Annotated in this window: 23 protein-coding genes; 13 read left to right on the top strand and 10 right to left on the bottom strand. The window is 60.7% G+C overall.

Translation table 11 applies throughout. The features are described 5' to 3' along the window. The first annotated feature begins 11 nt into the window (after window positions 1-11). Window positions 12-848 (top strand): ABC transporter ATP-binding protein, encoded by an 837-nt coding sequence (locus K0V07_RS09215; protein WP_220621098.1) that lies wholly within the window; start codon window positions 12-14, stop codon window positions 846-848. 175 nt (window positions 849-1,023) lie between these two features. Continuing rightward, window positions 1,024-1,752, top strand: a complete 729-nt coding sequence (locus K0V07_RS09210; protein ID WP_220624084.1) for an ATP-binding cassette domain-containing protein — start codon at window positions 1,024-1,026, stop codon at window positions 1,750-1,752. Between the two features lie 188 nt (window positions 1,753-1,940). On the opposite strand, the gene K0V07_RS09205 is transcribed toward K0V07_RS09210, so the two are convergent. Then, window positions 1,941-2,360 carry a Minf_1886 family protein gene (locus K0V07_RS09205; RefSeq protein WP_220621097.1) on the bottom strand — a complete coding sequence of 140 codons (420 nt, stop codon included), beginning with the start codon at window positions 2,358-2,360 and terminating at the stop codon, window positions 1,941-1,943. A 219-nt stretch (window positions 2,361-2,579) separates the two neighbouring features. Here K0V07_RS09205 and rpmI point away from each other — a divergent pair, with 219 nt between their 5' ends. The 10 genes from rpmI to gatB all read left to right on the top strand — a co-directional run bounded on the left by rpmI (window position 2,580) and on the right by gatB (window position 12,591). Continuing rightward, window positions 2,580-2,780: a 50S ribosomal protein L35 gene (gene rpmI, locus K0V07_RS09200; RefSeq protein ID WP_220621096.1), complete on the top strand. Its 201-nt coding sequence runs from the start codon at window positions 2,580-2,582 to the stop codon at window positions 2,778-2,780. 85 nt (window positions 2,781-2,865) lie between these two features. Next, entirely contained in the window at window positions 2,866-3,225 is a 360-nt protein-coding gene (gene rplT / locus K0V07_RS09195; RefSeq protein WP_220621095.1) for a 50S ribosomal protein L20, read from the top strand. A 141-nt stretch (window positions 3,226-3,366) separates the two neighbouring features. Further along, window positions 3,367-4,407: a phenylalanine--tRNA ligase subunit alpha gene (pheS, locus tag K0V07_RS09190; protein ID WP_220621094.1), complete on the top strand. Its 1,041-nt coding sequence runs from the start codon at window positions 3,367-3,369 to the stop codon at window positions 4,405-4,407. Window positions 4,408-4,456: 49 nt separating this feature from the next. Further along, window positions 4,457-4,657: a hypothetical protein gene (locus tag K0V07_RS09185; RefSeq protein WP_220621093.1), complete on the top strand. Its 201-nt coding sequence runs from the start codon at window positions 4,457-4,459 to the stop codon at window positions 4,655-4,657. A 58-nt stretch (window positions 4,658-4,715) separates the two neighbouring features. Continuing rightward, window positions 4,716-7,139 (top strand): phenylalanine--tRNA ligase subunit beta, encoded by a 2,424-nt coding sequence (gene pheT, locus K0V07_RS09180; RefSeq protein ID WP_220621092.1) that lies wholly within the window; start codon window positions 4,716-4,718, stop codon window positions 7,137-7,139. 173 nt (window positions 7,140-7,312) lie between these two features. Beyond that, on the top strand, window positions 7,313-8,566 hold the full coding sequence (locus tag K0V07_RS09175) for an SLC13 family permease (RefSeq protein ID WP_220621091.1): 1,254 nt from the start codon (window positions 7,313-7,315) through the stop codon (window positions 8,564-8,566). Between the two features lie 112 nt (window positions 8,567-8,678). Then, window positions 8,679-8,972, top strand: a complete 294-nt coding sequence (gatC, locus tag K0V07_RS09170) for an Asp-tRNA(Asn)/Glu-tRNA(Gln) amidotransferase subunit GatC (protein ID WP_220621090.1) — start codon at window positions 8,679-8,681, stop codon at window positions 8,970-8,972. A gap of 105 nt (window positions 8,973-9,077) precedes the next feature. Then, a complete protein-coding gene (gene gatA, locus K0V07_RS09165; protein ID WP_220621089.1) occupies window positions 9,078-10,541 on the top strand; it encodes an Asp-tRNA(Asn)/Glu-tRNA(Gln) amidotransferase subunit GatA in 1,464 nt (487 codons plus the stop codon). A gap of 24 nt (window positions 10,542-10,565) precedes the next feature. Next, window positions 10,566-11,081 (top strand): hypothetical protein, encoded by a 516-nt coding sequence (locus K0V07_RS09160; protein ID WP_220621088.1) that lies wholly within the window; start codon window positions 10,566-10,568, stop codon window positions 11,079-11,081. Between the two features lie 40 nt (window positions 11,082-11,121). After that, window positions 11,122-12,591, top strand: a complete 1,470-nt coding sequence (gatB, locus tag K0V07_RS09155; protein WP_220621087.1) for an Asp-tRNA(Asn)/Glu-tRNA(Gln) amidotransferase subunit GatB — start codon at window positions 11,122-11,124, stop codon at window positions 12,589-12,591. 355 nt (window positions 12,592-12,946) lie between these two features. Here the strand turns inward: gatB and K0V07_RS09150 are convergent, their stop codons facing one another. The 8 genes from K0V07_RS09150 to K0V07_RS09115 form a co-directional block, all read right to left on the bottom strand. Continuing rightward, the gene (locus K0V07_RS09150; protein ID WP_220621086.1) at window positions 12,947-13,582 is read right to left on the bottom strand and encodes a hypothetical protein; all 636 of its coding nucleotides are present in this window, start codon (window positions 13,580-13,582) and stop codon (window positions 12,947-12,949) included. Window positions 13,583-13,666: 84 nt separating this feature from the next. Next, a complete protein-coding gene (locus tag K0V07_RS09145) occupies window positions 13,667-14,959 on the bottom strand; it encodes an anaerobic sulfatase maturase (protein ID WP_220621085.1) in 1,293 nt (430 codons plus the stop codon). Window positions 14,960-15,008: 49 nt separating this feature from the next. Beyond that, entirely contained in the window at window positions 15,009-18,206 is a 3,198-nt protein-coding gene (locus tag K0V07_RS09140; RefSeq protein ID WP_220621084.1) for an AsmA family protein, read from the bottom strand. Window positions 18,207-18,239: 33 nt separating this feature from the next. Continuing rightward, window positions 18,240-19,427, bottom strand: coding sequence for a DUF2851 family protein (locus K0V07_RS09135; RefSeq protein WP_220621083.1), 1,188 nt, complete (start codon window positions 19,425-19,427; stop codon window positions 18,240-18,242). Window positions 19,428-19,551: 124 nt separating this feature from the next. After that, a complete protein-coding gene (locus tag K0V07_RS09130) occupies window positions 19,552-20,505 on the bottom strand; it encodes a permease (RefSeq protein WP_220621082.1) in 954 nt (317 codons plus the stop codon). After that, window positions 20,496-20,672, bottom strand: coding sequence for a hypothetical protein (locus tag K0V07_RS09125; RefSeq protein WP_220621081.1), 177 nt, complete (start codon window positions 20,670-20,672; stop codon window positions 20,496-20,498). Before K0V07_RS09125 ends, K0V07_RS09130 begins: the two co-directional genes overlap by 10 nt. Before the next feature lie 32 nt (window positions 20,673-20,704). After that, window positions 20,705-21,052: a metalloregulator ArsR/SmtB family transcription factor gene (locus K0V07_RS09120; RefSeq protein WP_220621080.1), complete on the bottom strand. Its 348-nt coding sequence runs from the start codon at window positions 21,050-21,052 to the stop codon at window positions 20,705-20,707. A 367-nt stretch (window positions 21,053-21,419) separates the two neighbouring features. After that, window positions 21,420-21,746 (bottom strand): HU family DNA-binding protein, encoded by a 327-nt coding sequence (locus K0V07_RS09115; protein ID WP_220621079.1) that lies wholly within the window; start codon window positions 21,744-21,746, stop codon window positions 21,420-21,422. A 231-nt stretch (window positions 21,747-21,977) separates the two neighbouring features. Between K0V07_RS09115 and K0V07_RS09110 the strand changes: the two genes are divergently transcribed. Further along, window positions 21,978-23,573: an AAA family ATPase gene (locus K0V07_RS09110; RefSeq protein ID WP_220621078.1), complete on the top strand. Its 1,596-nt coding sequence runs from the start codon at window positions 21,978-21,980 to the stop codon at window positions 23,571-23,573. 333 nt (window positions 23,574-23,906) lie between these two features. Here K0V07_RS09110 and K0V07_RS09105 read toward each other — a convergent pair whose 3' ends face one another. Then, window positions 23,907-24,746 (bottom strand): hypothetical protein, encoded by an 840-nt coding sequence (locus tag K0V07_RS09105; protein ID WP_220621077.1) that lies wholly within the window; start codon window positions 24,744-24,746, stop codon window positions 23,907-23,909. Between the last annotated feature and the right edge of the window lie 135 nt (window positions 24,747-24,881).

Genomic DNA, 24,881 nt, shown 5'->3' with positions numbered 1-24,881 from the left:
ATGTTTATTTCATGAGTTTACTAAAAGTAGAGGACCTGAAGATTTCCTTCCGCAATCGCGAGCGGACGCTGGAGGCGGTCAAGGGGATCGAGTTCGCGCTGAACGAGGGTGAGACGCTCGCCGTGGTCGGTGAGTCCGGCTCCGGCAAATCCGTGACCGCCCTCTCGTTGACGCGCCTGCTACCCCCTCCCCCGGGCTGTCGCGTCTCCGGGAAAATCCTCTACGACGGCCGCGACGTGATGGCGATGAATGCGCGCGAGCTGCGCGGCATCCGCGGCAAGGACATCGCATACATTTTTCAGGAACCCTCGACCTCACTCAACCCGGTCTTTACCATCGGCATGCAGATAGCCGAGGCGATCAAGCTGCACTTCCCGCAGGAAAAGGACGTGACCGGGCGCGTGATCGAGGCGCTGCGGGCGGTCGGCATCCGCGACCCCGAGAAGCGCCACCGCGCCTACCCGCACGAGCTCTCAGGCGGCATGCAGCAGCGCGTCATGATTGCCATGGCGCTGGCCTGCGAGCCGCGCATCCTCGTGGCCGACGAGCCCACCACCGCGCTCGACGTGACCATCCAGAAACAGATCATGGACCTGCTGGTCGAGCTGCGCCAGAAGCGCACCATGTCGATCATCCTCATCACGCACAACTTCGGGATCGTCTCCGGTTTCGCCGACCGGGTCGTGGTGATGTTCCGGGGCGAGATCGTCGAAGCCGGCCCGACAGAGGAAGTTTTACGTAACCCGCAGCACCCCTACACCAAGGCCCTCATCGCCTGTATCCCGCGCCTCGGCGCCCACGAAAAACGCCTCACCACCATCGACTACGCCGCCCTGGCTCAGGGGTAATTTGACTTTAAATATTATGGTTAACCACAGAGACACAGGGAACACAGAGCGCCAGACTCAGTGCTCTTATCACCTCTGTGGCTAAGAAAAACATCTTCAGCTTTAAAAAACCGTGAACGACACACTCCTTGAAGTCTCCGACCTGAAAGTGCACTACCCGGTGTACAGCGGCTTGATGCGCCGAGTGACCGACCATGTGCGGGCGGTGGATGGAGTGTCCTTCACCTGCCGCAAGGGTAAGACCACCGGGCTGGTGGGCGAGTCCGGCAGCGGCAAGACCACCATCGGGCGCTCACTCATCCGGCTGGCCCCGGTCACAGCGGGGTCGATCAAGTTTGACGGACAGGAGCTGACCGGGCTCACCGAGGCTGAGTTTTTCGCCATCCGCAAGCGCGTGCAGATGGTCTTTCAGGACCCCTTTAACTCGCTCAACCCGCGCATGACGATCTTTCAGATCGTGGCCGAGCCACTCGATATTCATTTCCCCAAGCTCACGAAAAACGACCGCCGCGCGCGCGTGGCTCAGCTGCTGGAGCGCGTCGGCCTGACCGCCGACCAGATGGACCGCTACCCGCACGAGTTTTCCGGCGGGCAGCGCCAGCGCATCGGCATCGCCCGCGCCCTCGCCGTCGAGCCGGAGTTCATCATCTGCGACGAGCCGGTCAGCGCGCTCGACGTGTCCATCCAGGCCCAGATTATCAACCTCCTGCAGGACCTCCAGGAGGAGCTGGGGCTCACGTACCTCTTTATCGCTCACGACCTGGCCGTGGTCGAGCACATCAGTGACGACGTACTCGTCATGACCGGGGGCAAAATCGTCGAGCAGGCCAGCGCCGACGAAATCTACGCCCACCCCCAATCCGACTACACCAAGAAACTCCTCGCCGCCGTCCCGCGGTTTTAATCGGGGCTGCGCGCCCCAAACCCGCGGCAGGCAGAGCCTGCATTTTCGGTCCGATGTCCGGGCTTCGCCCAAACATCGACCGACATTGATGTCTCAACTGACGAGGGCCCGCCTAAGTCATTGCCGATAGCGATTGCCTTTTGATTTTCCCTATAGAGACGACCCAGTTTTGGTGATTTGCATCTCGGCTAGCTTTGCTCGGGGTGGAGCTCGCCCTTGGCGTTTTTGGGCAGGTAGGGCTTCAGAAAGGCCTCACGGAAGTCGTAGCCGCCGCAGAAGTCCTCCTTGCGGTCGTTGTCGGTCTTACCGAGGACGCCGTACTCGACGAGATTGAAGACAATTTCGCCGAAGTCGTCGCACTTGTGGATGCCCCAGTGATCGAGCAGGCTGTATGAGAGCGGCCCGTACTGGTTGTGGGCGAAATCACGGATACCCTCCAGCAGCTCCTGCCCGGTGACGTGGCGGGGGTGCCCCTCGGGGCCGTCATCGAGTTGACGCAGCGTGTGGTCGAGCCCCTGGCGCACGAAAAAGTACGCCCCCTTGTCGAACCGGCCGTCCTCCTTGAGGATCAGCTCTACCACTTCGCCAAAATCTTTATTTTCACTCATTTATAAACGTATAACTCCTTTCGCGCCTTTCACAGACGCTACCCCTAACATAGCAAATTCCGCGCCGGAATCAAGTACGCGAAAGAGTCGCTTTGATGTAAAGTCAGGTATAAAAGGGATTTTTAACCCCATAAGCAGCTGGCCCCGGAGAGCATTTTTATACATTTCTCCTTGCCAAGGGGGGCAAAAGCCTTTGTTTTCTCCGCTTTTCCCAAGATCATGAGTCAGAAAACCCGCAAAGCAATGGCCAAGCGCTTCAAGGTGACCGGCACCGGGAAGGTTATGCGTCGCAAACCCAACCACCGCCACCTCCTGCGCAACAAGAGCACAAAGCAGAAGCGTGCCGCCCGTCAGGACCAGCTCGTCCCGTCCGGCTACGTCAAGCAGCTCCGAGTCGGCCTCCCGCATCACGATATCTAAGTGATTGACCGTTAACTGAGCTGGTCGGGGTGAACAACCACCAGGCGACCCTGCCGCTCCCATACATTAAGAAAGATAATACAACATGCCTAGAGCAACCAACGCACCCGCCTCGCGCGAACGCCGCAAGCGCGTCCTGAAGTCCACCAAGGGCTATTTCGGGAACAAGTCCCGTCTGTTTCGCTACGCCAAGGACGCCGCCATGCACGCTGGCGTCTACGCCTACCGTGACCGCCGCAAGAAGAAGACGGAGTTCCGCCAGCTGTGGATCATCCGTATCAATGCTGCCTGCCGCATGAACGGCATCGCCTACAGCCGCTTTATGGCCGGTCTCAAAGCCGCCCAGATCGAGCTGGACCGCAAGGCCCTGAGCGAGCTCGCCATCCATGACGAGGCCGCCTTTGCCGCTCTGGTCGAAAAGGCCAAGGCTGCGGTTAGCGCCTAATAAGCGCACGAGTTCACTCGCACTTGATATTTCCGAAAGGCGGCCTCATTATGGCCGCCTTTTTTGTTGGCTGGAATCCCACGGCGAGCGAAAGGCTTCCCCAGGTCTCCAGTTACACAGACATCCATTTTATTTTTACCAATGAAAGAGCAACTCGCAGCCATCGTGACCGAAGTCGAGAGCGCCGTGCCCGCGCTGGAAAAGCGCGCCGCGTTCGAAGCCTTTAAGGCCACCATCTCCGGCCCCAACGGCAAGCTGACCGCTGCCATGAAGGGCATGAAGGACGTCTCGAAGGAGGACAAGCCCGCCATGGGCAAGCTCCTCAACGCGACCAAGCAGCAGATTGAGGCCTTTTACGCCGAGGCGCTGGAGCGCATCGAGGCCGTCGAGACCGCCGAAAAGCTCGGCCCGTCCATCGACCCGACGCTCCCCTGCCCCGACACCGCCTCGGGCAGCCTGCACCCGCTCACCCAGACCCGTCGCCTGATGGAGCAGGCCTTCCGCAAGGTGGGCTTCACCGTGGCCGAGGGCCCCGAGCTGGAAACCGAGTGGTACTGCTTTGACGCGCTCAACACCCCCGAGGACCACCCCGCCCGCGACGCCCAGGACACGCTCTTCCTCCCCGAGGCCGCCGACGTGGACAACGTCTCCAAGCACGGCTCCGAGCGCTACCTCATGCGCTCCCACACCTCCACGGTGCAGATCCGCACCATGATGAAGGAGGAGCCGCCCCTGCGCATCATTTCCCCCGGCCGCGTCTTTCGCCGCGACACCACCGACGCCACCCACAGCGCGAACTTCCACCAGATGGAGGGGCTCTACGTGGACAAGAACGTCACCGTCGTAGACCTCAAGGCCATCCTCGACTACTTCGTGGCGGAGATCTTCGGCAAGGGCTCGACCGTGCGCCTGCGCCCGAGCTTCTTCCCCTTCACCGAGCCGTCCTTCGAGCTCGACATGAAGACCCCCAACCTCGGCAAGCTCTCCAACCAGTGGATCGAGCTGGGCGGCTGCGGTATGGTCGACCCGAACGTCTTCAAGTCCGTCGGCTACGACCCCGAGCAGTGGACCGGCTACGCCTTTGGGATGGGCATCGAGCGCATCGCCATGATCGTCCACGGCATCGACGACATCCGCTATTTTTACCAGAACGACCTGCGCTTTCTCAGCCAGTTCGCTTAAGGAATACTTAACCACAGAGGCCACAAAGGACACAGAGAGTGATAAGAAAATGAGGTACCGCTGGAGCGCTGTTGGGTTTGTTGCCATCGGTTTTATGGCAGGTTTGCTCATGGCAACCTTGATGGATCCCAAAGGCGCTCAACTCCCGGAATGGCTCCACCTTATAATCGTTTTCTGGGTCATCCCTGCGTTCTTGATTATTCACGTGTTGAACAAATTTGGTATCACTCACCTTTTTCTCAAAAAATAAACCCTCTGTGCTCTCTGTGGCCTCTGTGGTTAAACTCATTCAATAAAAGAATTTCCCGATGAAAATTTCCCTCCAATGGCTCAAGAACTACGTCGATCTCGACGTGAGTGCCGAACAGCTCGCCGACGACCTGCCCATGATCGGGCTGGAGGTCGAGGGCGTCGAGTCCACCGGGCTGCCCCAGTTTGAAAACCTCGTCGTGGGCGAGGTCCTCTCCCGCGAGCAGCACCCCGACGCCGACCGCCTCGGCGTCTGTATGGTGCAGGTGGACAGCGGCGAGCCGCGCCAGATCGTCTGCGGTGCCAGCAACTACAAAGTCGGCGACCGCATACCGGTGGCGTTGGAGGGTTGCATCCTGCCCGGCGACTTCAAGATCAAGAAGAGCAAGCTGCGCGGCGTCGAGTCCAACGGTATGATGTGCTCGGCCAAGGAGCTCGGCATGGGCGAGGACCACTCCGGCCTGCTCATCCTGGAGCAGCGCCCCGAGATCGGCACCCCGATCAACGACGTTTTCCCCGGTGGCGACACCGTGATCGAGCTGGAGCTGACTGCCAACCGCGGCGACTGCCTCAGCCACATCGGCGTGGCACGCGAGATCGCTGCCCTCTACGGCAAGGAACTGCGCCTGCCTAAGGTGAAGCTGAACCCCGGCTCCGGCCAGGGTCTGATCAGCGGCGTCGATGTGCAGACCGAGGACTGCCCACTGTATACCGCCTGGAGCATCAAGGGCGTAAAAATCGCCCCCTCCCCCGACTGGCTCAAGAAAGCCCTCGAATCTATCGGCCTGCGCCCCATCAACAACGTGGTGGACGTGACCAACTACGTGCTCATGGAGACCGGCCAGCCGCTGCACGCCTTTGACGCGACCAAGATCAAGGGCGGCAAGCTCATCGTCCGTCCCGCTGCAGAGGGCGAGCAGATCGTGACCCTCGACGAGCACAAGCGCAAGCTGACGCCGGGCATGATGGTCATCGCCGACACCGAGCGCCCGCTCGTCATCGCCGGGGTCATGGGCAGCCTCGACGCCGAGGTCGACGACGCCACGGTGGACCTCGTCCTGGAGAGCGCGTACTTCCGCCCCGGTTCGATTCGTGGCACCTCCCGCGCCCTCAACCTTTTCTCTGACAGCTCGCACCGCTTCAGCCGCGATGTCGATCCGGTCGGGGTGGACTTCGCCGCCCGCCGCGCCATTGCCCTCATCCTTGAGCTCGCCGGTGGCGAGGTCGTCGGTGAATGCATCACCGTGGGCAAGGCCCCACGCGGCGACCGCACCATCACCATCACGCCGGACTACGTGCGTCGCGTCTGCGGCTTTGAGGTCGAGGACAGCGCCATCGCCGACACCTTTACCCGCCTGGGCTTCACGGTGGACAGCAGCGCCTACCAGTGGAGCGTGCTCGTCCCGTCCTTCCGCCCGGAGGTGGACCGCCCGATCGACCTGGTCGAGGAATTCATCCGCCTGCACGGCACCCCGGAGATCCCGGAAGCCCCCGTCAAGGCAACCGGCCTCACCCGTGAGGACGACGCACTGGCCGTCTTTAACCGCCAGGCCGTGCAAAAGCTCGCCGGGGCGGACTTCGCCGAGTGCTCGCATTATACTTTGACCGACGGCGCCGGCGTCGCCAAGTGGTTCGGCCAGGAGCGCGCCGACGCCCTCAAGCTCGACAACCCGCTGACCGCCGAGCAGAGCCACCTGCGCCCCTCGCTCATCCCCGGCCTGCTCGATGCTCTGCGCCTGAACGCCAACAACGGTAACCACCCGGCCCGCCTCTGCGAGACCGGGCGTGTCTTCCGCACCGTCGAGGGCAAGCTCTGGGAGCTGGCCAGCGTCGCCTTTGTCATCGCCGTGGACGACGGCCGCCGCCGCTGGCGCGACCGCGAGGCCCCGGACTTTTTCACCGCCAAAAAGCTCGTCGCCGAGCTGGCCACCCTCGCCGGAATCAAGCCTCAGAAGCTCGACTACAAGGTGATCGAGGACGAGGCCTTCTGGCAGCCGGACCACTCCGCCCGCGCCGCCTGCTGGAAGAAAAACGGCTACAAAGCCTTTGCCGGTCTCATCAACGTCGATGCCACCAAGGACTGGGATCTGGACACGCTCGTACTGGCCGGTGAGCTCATCATCCTGCCCGAGTTTTTAGAGAAAAAGGGCAAGAAGTCGGCCGTGCGCCTGACCCCCTTCACCAGCTTCCCGGCCTCGACCCGTGACCTCGCGCTCGTCGTGGACGTGGACACCACCGCCGAGACCGTGCGCCGCGACCTGCTCAAGGCTGCCAGCAAGGCCGTGGGCAAGGCGTTCGCCTGCGAGGGCGTCGAAGCCTTTGACCTCTACGCCGGACAGGGCCTGCCCGAGGGCAAGAAGAGCCTGGCCTACGCCATCAGCTTCCGCGCCCCCGACCGCACCCTCAAGGACAAGGAGGTCAACACCGCCTTTGACGCCATCCAGGAGTCGATGAAAAAGATGGGCTACGAACTGCGGGTGTAACGCAACCGCCAACGTTTTTCCAAAGAGCACGCAGTTTTCTGCGTGCTCTTTTCATCTCTGGCCAAGATGCCTTTGTTACGTGCACATCACCCCTGTGCATAAAAAACAGCGTGACCTATCCGGAAGATTGAATAAAACTGGTTCGTAAGACTCTTACCAGCAAGCCCTTCCCTATGCATTTTGACGGACTCACCGACGCGACGCTTGTCGTCTTTCTCCTCGTTTATGTGGCGATGGGTTTCGGCACGCTGCCGGGGTTCAAGCTCGACCGCACGGGCGCGGCCATCGTCGGTGCGCTGGCCATGCTGAGCATCGGGGCGATCAGCCCGCAGGCCTCGTGGGACGCGATCGACTACCGCACGATCGGGATGCTGTTCGGGCTGATGGTGGTTTCGTCGGCTTTCGCGGTGGCGGGGTTCTACGACTGGACGGTACACAAGGTCGCTGCCCTGCCCGTCAGCCCGCCCGTACTGCTGGCGGTATTGATCGCGGTCGGCGGAGGCCTCTCGGCCTTGCTGACCAACGACGTGATCGTCGTCGCCATGACGCCGCTGCTGGTCTCGCTCACGCTGGCCCGCGGGCTCAACCCCGTGCCGTTTCTGCTGGCGTTCTGTTTCGCCGCAAATGCCGGGTCTGCGGGCACGCTTATCGGCAGCCCGCAGAACATGATCGCCGCGCAGGGGCTGGGGCTGTCCTTTAACGGCTTCCTGAAAGTTGCCGGTCTGCCCGCGCTGCTCTCGTTGCCGTTGATCTGGGGCATCCTGGCCTTCATGTACCGCAATCGCTGGGCGGCGCCCAAGTCTGCCGATGCACCGCCACCGGAGGAGGTCCTGCAACCGCTGGACAAGATCGAGACGGCCAAGGCCGGGATCATCGCCACCGTAGTGATCGTCGCCTTTATCTTCAGCAGCTGGCCGCGCGAGCTAATAGCACTGGCCGGGGCAGGCACCCTCCTGATCAGCCGCCGCACCTCCTCGAAGGACATGCTGCGGCATGTGGACGGCAACCTCCTGCTGCTGATCATGGGGCTGTTCGTCGTCAACCAAGCCTTTTCCAACACCGGACTCCCTCAGGAAATTCTCGCCGGGCTGGATAAAAGTGGCATCGACCTGAACCACCCGCTCTCGCTCTTCTGCGTGGGCGGTGTGCTTAGCAACATCGTGGGTAACAACCCGACCGTCATGCTGCTGACGCCCTACCTGCATCCGGGGGCAGGCGCAGACGCCCTGGGGGCTGCTCTGGCGCTGAGTACCGGGTTCTCCAGTAACATGATCATCTTTGGCAGTCTGGCGGGGATCATCGTGGTCGAGCAAGCCGCCGCCTGCGGGATCAAAATCGGCTTTGGGGAGTTCGCCAAGGCGGGCCTGCCCGTCAGCCTGGCCAGCCTGGCCATGGCCGCGGGTTGGATCCTGCTCATGGCCCATTGAGGCGCTTTTCAGGGGTTCGCGGCACAGTGATTCGCCGCCAGCCTCGGCCCTAGGTACGAAACCTGACGAAAAATCTCCGTGACCTCTGGCCGAGGGGTGTTAGAAAGACCGGATGCCGTCTGAAAAGATAGACATCGACTATGTGGCGCGCCTGGCGCGGATCGACCTGACCGAGGAGGAAAAACGGACCTTTCCCGAGCAGTTGGGGAACATCCTCGCCTACGTGGATAAGCTCAATGAGGTAGACGTTTCCGGCGTCGAGCCGATGGCGCACGCCTTTGCGCTGGAGAACGTGCTCGACGACGACGAGCCGCACAAGCCCCTGCCCGTCGAGCAGGCCCTCCGCAACGCCCCCGCCCAGCGCGACAACCAGGTCGTCGTCCCCAAAGTGGTGGAGGATGCTTGAGGATTGCCACTGGTACACAGAAGACACTGAGGCCAACGGCTTCTCACTAATCTCTCTGTGGTCTCCACACCTCTGTGGCTAAATTTTTTAAACGACTTTTCATCCATGAGTGACATTATTCATAAGACCGCCGCCGAGCTCTCCGCCGCGCTCGCCAGCAAGGCCGTCTCCGCCGTCGAGGTCGCCCAGGCCTTCATCGCCCGCACCGATGCGGTAGAAGACCGCGTCAAGGCCTTCAACTCGCGCGATGCCGAGTGGACCCTCGCCCAGGCCAAGGCCAGTGACGAGCGCCGCAAGGCCGGTCAGGCCGCCGGGCCGCTGGACGGCATCCCTGTCGCGCTGAAGGACATCCTCGCGGTCAAGGACCAGCCGCTGACCTGCTCCAGCCGTATGCTGGAGGACTTCATATCACCCTACGACGCGCACGTCACCGAGCTTTTGAAGACGCAGGGCGCAGTGCTGTGGGGCCGTCTGAATATGGACGAGTTCGCCATGGGCTCCTCCACGGAGAACTCCGCCTTTCACACCAGCCGTAACCCATGGAACACCGACTGCGTGCCCGGTGGCAGCTCCGGCGGCAGTGCGGCCAGCGTCGCCGCGCTGGAGGCCCCCCTCTCTATCGGCTCCGACACCGGCGGCTCCATTCGCCAGCCAGCGGCCTTTTGTGGCGTGGTCGGCCTGAAGCCGACCTACGGGCTCGTCTCCCGCTACGGCCTGGCCGCCTTTGCCTCCTCGCTGGACCAGATCGGACCCTTTGCCCGCACGGTCGAGGACGCCGCGCTCCTGCTCCAGGCCATCGCCGGGCACGACCGCCGCGACTCCACCTCCTACAAGACCGAGATCCCCGACTACCGCGCCGCCCTCTCCGAAAAGGAAGGCCCGTGGACCATCGGCGTGCCCAAGGAGTGCTTCGCCGAGGGGCTGGACCCCGAGATCAAGGCCGCGGTCGAGGACGCTATCGCCTTTTACGAAAAGGACGGCCACACGGTGCAGGAGGTTTCCCTCCCCATGACCGAGTACGCCATCCCGACCTACTACATTCTGGCCACGGCCGAGGCCTCCTCGAACCTCGCCCGCTACGACGGCATCCGCTGCACCCACCGCACCAAGGACGCCAAGGACGCCATCGACCTGTACTACAAGAGCCGTGCCGAGGGCTTCGGCGAAGAGGTCAAGCGCCGCATCATTCTGGGCACCTACGTGCTCTCCAGCGGCTACTACGATGCCTACTACCTGCGCGCGCAAAAGGTCCGCACCCTCATCCGCGAGGAGTTCATGAACGTCTTCAAATCAGTGGACACGATCCTCACGCCGACCACCCCCACCCCATCCTTTAAGCTCGGGGCCAAGGAAGACCCGCTGTCGATGTACCTGAACGACATCTACACCATCAACGTCAACCTCGCCGGGCTGCCGGGCATTTCCGTCCCCTGCGGCTTCACCTCAAGCAAGCTGCCCATCGGCCTGCAACTGATCGGCAAGCCCTTCGCCGAAGACGAGCTGCTCGCCGTCGCCCACCGCTACGAACAGGCCCACAACTGGAAGGACGCCGTGGCGACGTTGTCATAGACAGATTGGTTGTTCACTGATAAGATGAAGGCACTCAAAAATCGCTGGTTACTACTGCTCCTGGGGATGATTGTTGGTGCATACATCGGAGGTGATCTGGCCCTGCGATATGCAAATTTCAAGTATGACGAGACACTGGAGGATTACTATATCGACGCTCGTCTCCTGACTCTTATCGCCTCCTACTCAACCTTGGAAAAAGCCGAAAACGAAAACATCAATGGCATCACCAGCGACCACGAAGTTATACTCCGGGGGACATTTTTGTCCCTGGTAGAACTCCACAAAACCAGCCACTACACAAAAAAAGATAAAGATATTCGTAAGCATTTGAAGAAGGCCAAAGCCTATATGGCCGAGCGGCCTGAGCAGTTCCTGAACCAAACATTTCACGTGCAAACTTCATCGACCGAACTGGCAAGCCAAGAAGCCACAGATCAGGCTCGAAAACAGCTTCAAGACGCATTCGACTATGTGGACAGTTTACCTCCGTCCTACGACCATAATGACAGCGAGCTTAGCAGTGGAAGCAACAACTGACGCCAACGACTCTTTTGACGTTTAACCTCTTTTCTTTATCATGGAATTTACCGCAGACATCGGGCTGGAAGTCCACGTTCAGCTGAAGACGAAATCGAAAATGTTCACGCGCGCGCCCTACTATTACGGGGCCGAGCCGAACACCCTGACCGACCCCGTCGTGCTCGCCCTGCCCGGCGTGCTCCCGGTCATGAACAAGGAAGCCGTCCGCAAGACCGTGCTGCTCGGCCTGCTGTGCAAGTGCAAGATCGCCGAGCGCTGCAAGTGGGACCGCAAAAACTACTTCTATCCGGACAGCCCGAAGAACTACCAGCTCTCCCAGTACGACCAGCCCATCTGCGAGGGCGGCGAGGTCGAGATCGAGATGCTCGGGGCTTCGCGTAATGTCATGGGCGACCACCGCATGGTCGAGCTGACCCGCATCCACCTGGAGGAGGACGTGGGCAAGCTCACCCACTTCGCCAACGACAGCCTGGTGGACTACAACCGCGCCGGTGCCCCGCTCTGCGAGATCGTGACCGAGCCGGACATGCACAACGCCGACGAGGTCTTCGCGTTCCTGACCGCGCTGCGCAACAACATCCTCGCCGCTGGTCTCTCCGACTGTGACATGGAGAAGGGCCAGATGCGCTGCGACGCCAACATCTCCGTGCGCCCCAAGGGGCAGAAGGAGCTGGGCGTGAAGGTCGAGCTGAAGAACATGAACACCATCTCGGGCGTCCGTAATGCCGTGGCCTACGAGATCAAGCGTCAGATCCACGCCGTCACCTCCGGTGAGACCATTTACCAGCAAACGCGCCGCTGGGACCCGACCACACAGGTCACCACGAAGATGCGCGACAAGGAAGAGTCCCACGACTACCGCTATTTCCCCGAGCCCGACCTGATGCCCGTCACCATCGGGCAGGAGCAGCTCGACGTGCTCGCCAAGGAGCTGCCCGAGCTGCCCTTTGACCGGCAGCGTCGCTTCATGGAGCAGATGGATCTGCCCTACACCGTGACCTCTGTCCTCTGCCCGGATAAGGAACTGGCCGACTTTTTCGAAGAAGCCCTCGAAGACACCAAAGGCAAAGTCGCCCCCAAGGCCGTGGCCAACATCATCGCCAACGACCTGCTGCGCGAGCTCTCCGGCGGCAAGGAAGAAGGCCGCCTGCCTCTGAGCGACTGCAAGCTGACCCCGGCCCACATCGCCGAGCTCACCCTGCTGATCGAGGACGGTGTCATCACCAAGCACATCGCCAAGGACGTCTTTATCGACATGTATGCCACCGGCAAGATGCCCTCTACCCTCGTCGAGGAAAAGGGCCTGCAGGCCGAGGACAACGCCGACGAGCTTGAGGCCATCATCCGTGAGGTCGCCGCCGACTCTAAACACGAGAAGGCGATCTCGGAGTTCAAGGAAGGCAACAAGAAGGCGATCAACTCCCTCATCGGCCCCATCATGAAGGCCACTCAGGGCAAGGCCGACCCCCGCAAAATCCAGGAGCTGCTCGCCAAGGTTTTAGGGTAACACTTGGGGGCTCCGCGCCGGGTTGCACCCGGTGGCATTGAGGGGGATAAATCCCCCTACGCCGCCATTGCTGCTCCAGTCGGACCAGCATTTTAGCCTGCACTTTCGATTCATGGCCCGTGCTGCGCACAAACCATAAATCGACATTTTAGTCTTTCCTGACGCACGCACTGCTCAGGTAAAGCCATACGCGAGCGCAGTAGAAAAGGTGGCGACCCAGTTTTGATGCCTCTCAGCGTTTGTTGAAACCAGCGTCGCTGGTTTCAACAAACGCTGATGCGATGCGCAGCATCGGAAGTGCAGGCTTCGCCTGCTGCGGGTCTGGGCTGCACAAGCCCAGTTAGTACTCCCTTTATTAGTTCTGGGAGGGACCGTGGCCGCCAGCTGTGTTGGATTTGTCGGTCGGAGTCTTTGAGCTATCGGGGGCCGGGGTCGCAGGAGCCGGAGCCACCTCACCCTGCTTGATCAGCTCCATGCCGGTGGACTTGAGCTTGTTGTAGTCATCCACCCACTCGTTGAGAGTGTCGGCCAGAGGCTCACCATAGGGGAGCCGGGCGATGGCGTAACAAAGATCCGAGCAATACCCGAGCGACTGCAGCTGCGAATAGATCATGACCAGGCGCAGGTCCGCATCGGTGTCGAAGAGCAGGTCGCCGGTCGTCTCGGCAGCGGCGCGGGCGCGGGCCTCCATCTCGGCGGGAGGCAGCGAGAGGTTCTCCAGATTCTCGATGGTGCCGTCCTTCTTCCAGGCCTCAAGCTGCACGGAGACTTTTTTGTTAAAGGTAGCGATGTCCTTGACCCAGGCAGAAATCTTTGGCCCCGGTTCTTTGATCCAGAGCAACTTGTCCACGTCCTGCTCCTGGCTGGTCACATCATAGAGCAGCGCGAAGCCCTCGGGAGTCTGGCCGGGAAGCGTAGCCGGTTGTTTTTTACAGCAACCGCTCAGCACGAGCAGAGCAGCGAGGACAGATAAGAAAAAGGCGGACTTCATATCATGAATGCTAACGAAGGTTCGGTTTGTGTGGCCAGCGTTAAGTGATAGGCGGAGGCTCGCGCAGCGTACGCATCTCTGCGATCAGCCTCGTCGGGATGCGGTCCCGACTTTGTTCCCCTTGAGGATGTTGGGCTGCTTCTTGATAATGTCCATGATCTCGGAGGAGGGGCGGCGCTGGTGGTAGAGGTCGGCCATGATCTTCATCGCCGGATCGATGTGGTTGAAGAACATCCTGTACCCGGCGCAAAGGTGGCTGAGCCCGAAATCACCGTCCGGGGTAAAGGTGAAGCGGTGCTTGGGGCAATCGCCGTTACAGGCGAAGCGCACCTCGCACTCGCGGCAATACTGCGTGAGCTTGTCGCGTTTGTCGTTCCCGAACTTCATGGCCTCCGCGCCGTCGGCCATCGCCGAGATCGAGGTATTCAGGATGTTGCCCAGCTTGTAGCGCGGGTACACGTAGTGGTCACACGCATACAAATCGCCGTTGTGCTCCAGTGCGAAGGCCTTACCGCAGGTCTCAGCCAGCACGCAGGTGCCGCCGGGCATGCCCAGCCATTTACCGAGGGACACGTCGAACTGCTGCACGAAGGTCTTGCCCACGTCACGGGTGACCCAGCGGTCGAAAATCTTGCACAGGAACCGGCCCCACGCGTGGGAGTCGACGGTCCACTTCGTCACGATCGGCTTGTGCGGGGCTGGCGGGTTATCGAAGTCCGGCGGCAGGCCGAGGCTGAGCCCGAGCTCGGCGGAGGCCTCGTCAGCGGCACGCTCGACCAGCGGGATAAACTGGATGTAGGTCGAGCCGATGTTTCGCAAAAACTTGTACACCTCCAGCGGTTGCTCGGCGTTTGCACTGCTGACCACGGTCAGGGTGTTAAACTCGACCTTGTGCTTACGGGCCATCTCGATACCACGGATGACCTGCCGGTAGCTGGAGCGCCCCTGCTTATCCACACGCCCGGCATCGTGAAGCTGCTCGGGGCCGTCGATACTGATGCCCACGAGAAAGCCCTCCTGCGCCAGGAACTCGCACCACTCGTCATCGAGCAGCGTGCCGTTGGTCTGCAGGGCGTTCTCGATCTGGCGCCCGGCGGCGTACTTCCTTTGGAGCTCGACTACCTGACGGAAGAATTTAACACCAGCCAAGGTCGGCTCCCCACCCTGCCAGGCAAAGGACACGGTGTGGCCGGGCTGGGCCGCGATGTAGTCGCGGATATAGGCCTCCAACAGATCGGGGCGCATCTTAAAGCGCTCGTTACTGGGGAAGAGGCCCTCCTTTTCGAGATAAAAGCAGTACTTGCAGTCGAGGTTGCACAGCGGCCCCATGGGCTTGGTCATGATGTGAAACGGCGCGGAAGCCTGGCTCACTGACATGCGCGGGGGTGTCGGCTGGGGAGTATTATTCGCCATCAAAAATAGAATCTTACTTATTATTAAACAGCCCGTTGAGCAAGCCCTTCACGGCATTGCGGGCAGCGTCTTCATTGCTCTGTGCGGGCTCGGTGGTCTCCTCTCCAGACTCGGTCCCGGTCGTAGCCCCGGGCTGGTCTTTATTCATTCGGCCAGAGTCACTATCCGTGGCGGTGGCCACGGCGGCACTCACCAGCTTCTGATTAAGGGCAGAGAAATCGGGCTTGGACAGCGTACCCTTCAGCGGGAACGAGAATGCCTCATAGTAGCCGTTCGCGTCGGGCTTGGGGTTAGACAGCATGCGCAGATCCGAGAAGAGCTCGGCAGCGTTGCCCTTGGCGGCGAGATTGATCTGCCCGCTGAGCGCCTGATTCGGGAGAGCGGTGCCGTCGGCGTAGGTGACCTTACCCGTGCCCTGCATACGGATCTCCGGGCCGGTCAGGGCCAGCTCGCTCAGGTTGATGTCGAGGTTTTGCGCACGCTCGGCCACGATGGCGAAGCGGTCGTAGTCGATCTGCTGAAGCATTTGGATAAGCTTCTGGGCAGTCTGCACACCTGTCCGCTGATTTTTCTGAAACATGGAGGCAACCCCGAGCCCAATCCCCGCCAGATTGCCGAGCCCCTCCTGGCCAGCAGCAGCGAGCACACGCAGCTTACCGTCCTTACCGACGAGGCTGAACTTACCCTGAATCTTTTCCAGCAGGGCGTTCATGGTCGGTCCGTTGCCAGTGGCCGTGCCGGTCACATCAAACATGCCCGTCACCGGCGGAGTCGCGCCCGGCTGCTCCTGCACGAGGAACTTCCCCACATTGAACTGGGAGAAGCTCAGGTTGCTGTTCAGGTCGTAGGGGCTTGCGCCGGGAGTGAAGGTGATGAGCGCATCAGCCTTGAGCGGGGCCCCGGCAAAGGTCGCTGCAAGCGGATCGACACTCAGTTTGTTCTCGGTCAGATCGAGCTTAAAGGTCGCATCGTCGAGCCGGTACTTCTGCATGTAGATCTTACCGATCTTGGCCGAAGCCTGACCGGCAAAGCCCTGCCAGAAGGGAGCGCTATCAGCCTGCGTGCCTGCGGTCGCAGTGGGGCTGACAGAAGACCGTTTCCCGGTGGGCTGCGTCGGCGTGGCAGCAGGCGCTGTCGGTGCAGACGAAGGCTGCGCAGCCGTGGCGGCATTGGGATTCTTAAAAGCTGCAGCAAGCAGCTGCACCCCGTCGAGGTCGAGCTGGTCGCCCTCCAGGGTCACGTCAAAGGTCTGCACGGCACCGCTCTTTTCGAGTTCGGCCTTGAGGTGGAGATCAGTGTTACCCTCGGAAGTATTCAGGACGAAGGGTGCCTCGACCTCTATCTTGCGGTCGGCATCGAGCTCGCCTTTCGCCTCCAGAGTCATGAGCGGCACCTGCTTCATGGGCTGGCGCACGATGAGGCTCTTCAGCTCTGCCTTGAGCTCGAATTCCCCCTTACCCTCCTCGTAGTCAACATCGGCCTCCGTCGAGAAGGTCCCGGCAGCCACGTTGTTATAGGCGTTCAGGGCAGGCTGCTTCAGCAGCTGCGCCAGGTCGCCGGAGAGGCGGGCCTTGACCTGGGCATCGGGTTGGGCTTCGTCGAGCGAGTCAGCCTTCAGGCTCAGCTCACCCTGAGCCAACGGGACCCCGCGGCTGGAGAGGTTAAGGCCTTCGACCATCACCTCGGCCTCGTCACCCTTGTAGGTCACAGTCGGCTGGGCAGCTACGGTCAGCGCATTGAGCAGGGCCTGTCCGTCCTTGGAGACGGAGAGGTCGGCCACGCTGAGCCCCTGTGGGAAAGTGATCCGGTAAGCACCATCATCGACGCCGCTGACGAGCACCTGCGTCGAGAGCGGCTGGCCGCTCATCGTAATGCCGGGCACCCACGGCTCCACCAGCGAAAGCGGCAGGGCATTCAGGGTCAGCCGGACGAGCTCACCGCTCAGCTCGGGCATCTCGACGTCTTCGCCACACCGGGCGGAGATCGGCTTTAATGTTTCGAGCACCAGCAGTTGCCCCTGATTCGCACTGGCGAGGCCAGCGGTCGCGTGTTTCAGGGTCATGACCTTGTCGGCACCCTCGGCCTCCAGATTCGCACTCAAGGTCACCTGCCCCAGCTCTGCCAACTCCGGGCGCACCCGCGTAAGCTGGTCGAGCACGAGCCGGAACTTACCCAGCACCGAGCCATCGCCACCGTCCGAATCCAGGTCAAAGTCCAGATCGCCATCGAGCTGGAAGGTCGGGAGCTTATCCTGCGGGGCGACGGCGGCCACCTGCGCATCGTTCGCAGCCAGCGTCAGCGTGCCTTTGAGGCGCTCCTTGGCCGGATCGAAACCCGCATCAAGCTTCATCAGCGGAGACTCCGGCTTGGCGGCCTCGGCCAGCGTGACGAGGTAAGTCTCGGTCTTGTCGGCCTGCTGAGCCAGATCCGCATTAAAGGCAAGGGTCGGGGCATCGGCGACCACCGCACTGTCCCCCTCGACCGTGGCGGCCAGCTGCACACGTGTGATGGCAGCGTCCTCGTCCTGCGTCAGGGTCAGCGTCGCGTCGAGCTTACCCTGGCTGAGCTGCGCCTGCTCAGCCCCGTCTTCAAAGTTCACAGTCAGCACAAGCTGACCACTGGCGCCGGGCTCGATCCCTCCGCCGCTCAGCGTCGCCTTCACGTTCTGGCGGCCGGGCAGCAACACCTGGGCGTCCACATCGACCTTGCCCACGTAGAGCTTAAAGGGCAGCACCCCATGGGTGAAAAGACCCTTGAAGGGCTCCGGCTCGAAAGACTCATGCTCGGCCTTGCCGGATGTCTTTTCTGACAACGGCTGCGGCGAGACCTCGCTCGGGCTGCTCTTTTGAGGGATCACCGGTCCGGGACCCATCGGGACCGACGGCCCGCGCATATTCACCACCAGACCGCTCACGGCCAGATCGTCCACCCGGACTTCCTTGTTCAGCAGAAAGTCCCAGAACGAATACTTCAGGGTCAGCTCGTCGAGCCCGACGACCATGCCGTCTTTTTCCACCGCCAGCGAGCGGATGGTCACATCGCTCAGCCCGGCTTTAAAGTACCCGAACTCGGGCACCTCGGCCTGCTTCTCGAGCGCACCGAGTACGATCGATTTCTGGAAGCTGGCACTATTAAGAACAAAGAGAACGCCGGCCACCACGAGGACGACCACGACGGAGAGGAGAATGAGGAGCCACTTTAACAGTTTCATGGGTAGCGGTAATGTTCCCCCAAAACCGCCCAATTACAAGCCGCTTTCCAAAAGCAGCTGCCAGCCCCCTTGCGACCATCCGTTGGCCGCCGGGCGCCCTTTACCCACGATATCGGCCTGCGCCAGAAAATGCTTCAGAGCATCGGGCATATCGCCGGACCACCAGTGAAACCACGCCCCGAAAAGCTCCGCCCCGGTCTTGACCGCCAGCAGCGGCAGCAGGGCGTCCACCACCAGCGTGTCCAGTCGGCTGCCGCCCACCGCACCCGCCAGCACGTTATCCGAAAGGGACTTGCGGGCCGTACCCAGACCGCGCTTACGCGCAGCGCCTGTCGGGAGCGAGGCCTTTGCGCAGAGGCCCTTTTTAAGGCCCCACTCACGCAGCGTCTCCGGCCAGTCCGGACGCTCGTGCAGGAGGTGCAGGTACTGCGCCAGGCGGCGACGCGGGTGGTTCGGGGGGCGCAGCCCTGCCAGCGCCCACTGCCCCGTCATCTCCTCATAAAGCTCATCCGCACTCAATCGGGCCATCATCGCGGGCGGATAACGCCGCGCCAGAGTCGCCATGGGGCCACGGTTACGGCGATAGCCGAGCACCTCCAGCACCGTCAGGTGACAGGCTCTCTCCCACTCCATCTCACCCAACCTGCGACGGGCAAAGGCGGCCTTCTGACGCCAACGCCGCCCCGCCCGCTCGCGCAGCTCCTCCAGGCGATCCTCCAACGGCATCACGGCCATCACATCCAGCGCGGCCAGCCGCTCCGTCTGCTCAAGCGCGAGCAGGGCCTCATCCGAGGCGTAGCTCTCCAGGTCCTGATTGAGCCGGTCCAGCAACACCAGCGTCGGTGGCCAATGCCCCTGCGCAGTGACAGCGGGCTTCTGAGGCTTCAGAGGCGGAAAAAGGCACACGTGCAGTGCCACCCGGTCGAAATGCGGGTCCCGGTCGTGCCCGTGCAGGAACCAGTCCTGCGGGTAAAAGTGCACCTCCACGTCTCCCTCCAGCGCGCGGCCATCCAGCATCAGGCTCGCCTCCCGGAAGTCCGGCCCTTCCTGGTGGTTCCACCGGCCCCGGCTCTGAATCGACAACCGCTGCCCCTCCAGCGTACGCAACCGCTCCTGCAGGAAATCGCCGCGCTGCCAGATTTTTTGCAGCACCCGCTCGGACACCGTCATGGTGCCGTATTCACCCTGTATATCCACCGTATGTATCTTTTTCTCGACCATAGCCACGTATCATAAAATAACAATATTATATTTTACGATAATAACGAGCACACTGGCGAGCGTCTTTCACAGAAGCCGACAGACGCACGGCACGGGCAGTCGTGCCCCTAGTGTGTCCGGGCGCTCACAGATACTGAGCGAGAAAGTTCAGGAGGTAGCCGGTCAATATAATGCCCACCGTCGTAATCGCGAAAAAGAGCGCAATCAACGGCAGGCGCATCGTGCGGCGCAGCATAACGGCCTCCGGCAGGCTCAGGGCCGCCATCGCCATCATAAAGGCCAGTGCCGTGCCCAGCGGGATGCCCTTCTCAAAGAGCACCACGGCCACCGGCACAATGGCCGCGCAGCTGCCATACATGGGAACCCCCAGCAGAGTGGCAATCGGAACAGAAAACACGCCCGTCGCCGCCAGAGCATTCTGTATAACCTCCTGGGGCACGTAGTTATGGATAAAGGCACCGATGGCGACCCCGACCAGCACCCAGACCCAGATCTGCCGAATGACATCGACAGCCTCACTCCAGCCATAGCGCAGTCGAGCCCCGAAACTCTCAAAAACCAGGCTGTCGCTCGTGGACTCACCCGTGGTGATGTCCGACTCCAACTGCCCTTCCAGACGCAGTTTTCCCAGCACTGCACCGGCAAACGTACCGATGGCCAGGCCACTCACCACATAGGCCAGTGTGACCGGCACGCCGAACTCGCCCGCCATCAGTACGACCAGATACTCGTTGATCAGCGGGGAGGTAATAAGGAAGGAAAAGGTCACCCCCAGCGGGACTCCGGCCCGCAGCAGGCTGATAAAAATCGGGATCGACGAGCACGAGCAAAAGGGCGTCACCGCCCCGAAGAGCGCGGCCACAAAGTTTCCCCCCAGCCCGCCGCCACTCATCCACCGGCGCAGACGATCCTGCGGCAGGTAGCTGCGGATAATGCCGATGATGAAGATCATCACCGCCAGCAGCAGAAATATTTTTACCGTGTCGTAGAAGAAAAAGTGAATAGCCCCGCCCAGCCGCGAGGCCGGGTCGAAGCCCATCCACTCATAGACAAGGTGGTCGATCAGGCTCAGCAGCATTTACTACCGCCCTTGCCGTCCTTGGAACCGCTGCCGCAGCAGCAGCCCGAGCTGGCTTTCTCGTCGGCCTTCGCCTTCATCCCCTGATCGAGCTTGTTAAACAGGCGCTTGAACAGGCCCGGCTTTTTCTCTGCTTCAGCCGGCTTGGCATTTTCAGTAGTATTCATGGTTTTGATACGTTTAAAAAATTCGTCTATGCTCAACTAGAGCATGGGCCGCCATCAGCACGGCTGACGACTGCCTGACGGCGGCGAAGGTCCTGCGCAAAAGCCAACGACTCACCCGCGCAGTCCTGCAGGCATTTCAGGTTTTCCATCAACAGGGGCTGCTCGACATCGGCCAGCCGGTAGACCATCCACTGGGCCTGACGCTCGCCCTCGACCATGCCCATGCGCTTCATGTAGCTGAGCTGCTTGGATATCTTGACCTGGTCCGCCTCGAGAATCTCCATCAACTGGCACACGCACAGCGGCCCCTCCTTCAGGAGGTTCAAGATGCGCAGCCGCTGCTCATCGCAGAGGCATTTATAGACCTGTATGACACCCATGGTCAATACATTCCCCTAAATGCATATCCTGTCAAGTGAAAGTCTCCGCTCCCCGCTCATAACCCCTGCTCCAATACCAAAACGGCGGCCCCTATAGAAGACCGCCGCCCAGGTTACTTATCGAACAACCACTTCGATAACGACAAAAGCAAATTGACCGGATGTAAAATATAATTAACAACAAAACAGCAAGGTCCGTGCCCAAAAACGCTATTTAATAGATAAATCTATAATTCCTCAGAAAAACGTTCCGGATTTAGTCAATTATTATACACAAAAACATCCATCCGAGAAGCGTACCCCCCAAAGACAGACACAAAAAAACGACCCATATGGGTCGTTTAGAAAAGTCAGCTATCGGGAAAGCCTAGTCCTGCTTCGGCTCCTGGAGCTTATCCAGGTCGATGTCTTTCAGCGCAGCCTTGAGCTCCTTACCGGCCTTGAACTTGATCACGGCGCGCGTCGGAATGACCACGTCGGTCTCAGGGCGGTTCGGGTTACGTCCGATGCGGCTCTTGCGGACCTGCACTTCAAATACGCCAAAATTGCGCAACTCAACATTACGCCCTTCCGCCAAGGCGTCGGCAATACAATCCAGCGTGAGCTGGACCGTTTCCCGGACTTCTTTTTGCGGGAAGTTGGTCTTGTCATAGATGGCAAGTACGATGTCCCGCTTGGTAAGGTTCCCGGCCATAAAAAGTAGTCTTAAAGGTATTTAGTTCTGGTGCAACGATATTTGTACGATGGAGATACGATATTTTGCCTGGGGGGTGGCCATGTCAAACCCAATTTAGTTGCCGCCGTCGGACAAAAACCCGTTACTTTTTCATCTCGTCCCTGTCCGTAGCGCTTACCGCTGGTATGCCAAGCGCGTTTAAAATGCGCGCGCCGCGGCCTGACTTTCAACTTCAATCCCCTTTCATTCATGAGCGATAAAGACGACAAGAACCCCTTTGAGGAGCTTCAAAAAAACATTCAGGACATGATCCGGAAAAACCCCGGCCTGGCCAACATGGGCATGGGCGTGCAGCAGCCCGGCGGCGCTGAGCACGTGGAGGCCCCGCCACCCGAGCAAAAGGAAAAGGACGACGAGGTCCTGCGCCGCATCCGTGAGTTTAGCCTCAAGCCGAAGGAAATCCGCGACCACCTCAACCGCTACGTGATCAAGCAGGCGGAGGCGAAGAAAGTCCTCTCAGTCGCCATCTGCGACCACTACAACCACGTGCGCCAGTGCCTGGAAAACCAGCAACTGCGCGAGCGCGAGTACAGCAAGCAGAACATCCTCCTGCTCGGGCCGACCGGTGTGGGTAAGACCTACCTGATGCGCAATATCGCCCGCCTCATCGGCGTTCCCTTCATTAAAGCCGACGCCACCAAGTTCTCCGAGACCGGCTATGTCGGCTACGACGTGGAGGACCTCGTGCGCGATCTGGTCAAGGCCGCCAACAACAACGTCGAGCTGGCGCAATACGGGATCATTTATATCGACGAGATCGACAAGATCGCCAGTGCCGGAGAAGGCGCAGGCAAGGACGTGTCCGGACGCGGCGTGCAGATCAACCTGCTCAAGCTGATGGAGGACACTGAGGTCAATCTCTTCGCCCCCAACGACATTATGGGCCAGATGCAGGCCATGATGTCCATGCAGCGCGGGGGCGGCGGTAAAAAGGAGCAGCCCAAGACGATCAGCACGCGGCACATCCTGTTCATCGTCAGCGGTGCCTTTGACAAGCTGGCCGAATCGGTCAAAAAGCGCGTCGAGGCCGCCTCCATCGGTTTCGCCGCTCACCCCGGTGACGAGGATGCGGACCCCTACGGCTACCTCAAGCAGTCTGCCTCGGCCGACTTCATCAAGTACGGCTTCGAGCCGGAGTTCATCGGGCGTATCCCGGTGCGCGTGGCCTGCGAGTCCCTCCAGCCCACGGACCTGGCGGAGATCCTAACATCCTCCGAGGGCTCGCTGCTCAACCAGTACCGCAGTGACTTCTCCGGGTACGACATCAGCTTTAACATCACCACGGAGGCGATCCAGGAAGTCGCCCGCCAGGCCCACGCTGAGAAGACCGGCGCTCGCGGCCTCATGACCGTGCTGGAGCGGTTGTTCCGCGACTATAAGTTTGAGCTGCCCTCGACCGCGATCAAATCCTTTGAAGTCACCACCGACACCCTGACCGAGCCGGAGAAGGCGCTGAAGGAGCTGATCGTGGAAAACCTCCACCTGCAGGATGATGTCTGGAAAGCAGACATCGAGCGCTTCAGTGAGGCCTTCCGCAACACCCACGGCTTCAGCCTGCAGTTTGAGGACGCCGCCGCCGAGGTCATCATCGCCGCCGCGACCGAGCAGGACAAAACTATCCGCGCGGTCTGCGAGCAGCGCTTCAAGGACTTCCAGCACGGCCTCCAGATCATCAGCCGCAACACCGGACGCACCGAGTTTACCATCAACGAAGCAGCCGCCCAGGACCCCGACAAGGAACTCTCCCAGTGGGTCGTGGCCAGCTTCAACGAGAGCAACGGGTAAACTACACAGAGCCCAGCCGGGTTACAGCTGGAGTCAATGATGGGGTTCTGCCCCATCGCTCGCAGTCAATACCGATTTGCCTACAGATTTTCTCACGCTACCAGTGTCGGACGAGTAAAGTTCGTTTGAGGCGGCGACAACCGCTGTGGCCCAGGCCGACGCTCCAAGCGGAGGCCTCCGTGATGCGCCAGCATCACAGGTCTAGAACTCGGCCTGGCGGGTGCAGGATCGCGTCCTGCAAAAAGAAAGCCACGGCCCCTCACTGGACCGTGGCTTACATATATACAGGATGCGCGGGCAAAGCCACGCAAGTAGCAGGAAAAGCGAATTCCTTTAGCGCGTACGCCGACGCAGCCAGGCAAGGACCAGTGCGAGCGCACCGGCCAGCATGGCGTAGTGGCGCGGCTCCGGCACAGCGTAGGCGTAGCCGATGGCGCGCAGGTCGAGTCCACCCGAGCCGGACGTATGGTAGTTGTCGATGATCGGGTTGCCCTCGCTGTCCAGATAGCTGCCGTCTCCGGGGATATCGACGAGGCGTACATAGTTGATCGCATCGAGATCCACGATACCGTCGATGACGAGCTGATGATCGAGCAGGTCGTTCAGGTCAAAGGTCGTCCCGTAGCCACCGGCGCTTTTGCCCGCGAGGTTGTAGACATTGGTCGTATCATAATACGAAAATGCTCCGCTACCGGCCGCACTGCTGGTGTTGGTCGAGATGCTGTCGAAGCGCGCGAAGTCCACCCCGTTCGTACTCACCTCCACATAGGCGAGCTCCATAAAGAGATTATTTCCACTGGTGAAGCCGTTCTCGAAGACGGCGAAGTCCCAGCCGTCCCCATTGGAAAAACCGGCGCCGAAGCCCAGCGTAATGCTGCCGGGAGTAACCCCAGTCGCGATTTTATCAGAACTGAGGTCCCCGAGGCTGACCGTGCCTGTGTTGTAATAACCAAGCGCTTTATCAGGAGTGGCGTAGCTGGCGCTGACCTCGTCCGTCGGACTGTAGTCGGCGACCGTTTCCGCCCACCCCGCAAGCTTTGTGGAGGTGTAGTGGACCGCCGGATCGATAGCATGGGCGATATCACTCGGCCCGGAGTACACCCCGGCCTGAGTGGTGCAGATGGCCACAGTCAGGCCGGTTATGGTTAATATGGATTTAGCGCGTATTGACATAGCTATGCCCAAAGACACCACCCGCACGTTGCCCGTCAATTCATTTTTGACATAATTATGCCATTAAAAGTATAACATACATGCAGCAGTATTTTCTGACTGGCAGCCACCGCGAGTTTTCACCACAATCTGCCC

Origin of the sequence: Ruficoccus sp. ZRK36 (genome assembly GCF_019603315.1) — a bacterium.
GTDB lineage: Bacteria > Verrucomicrobiota > Verrucomicrobiia > Opitutales > Cerasicoccaceae > Ruficoccus.
The sequence above is the reverse complement of the archived record's forward strand: the minus strand, read 5'-3'. Positions and strand labels throughout refer to the sequence as shown.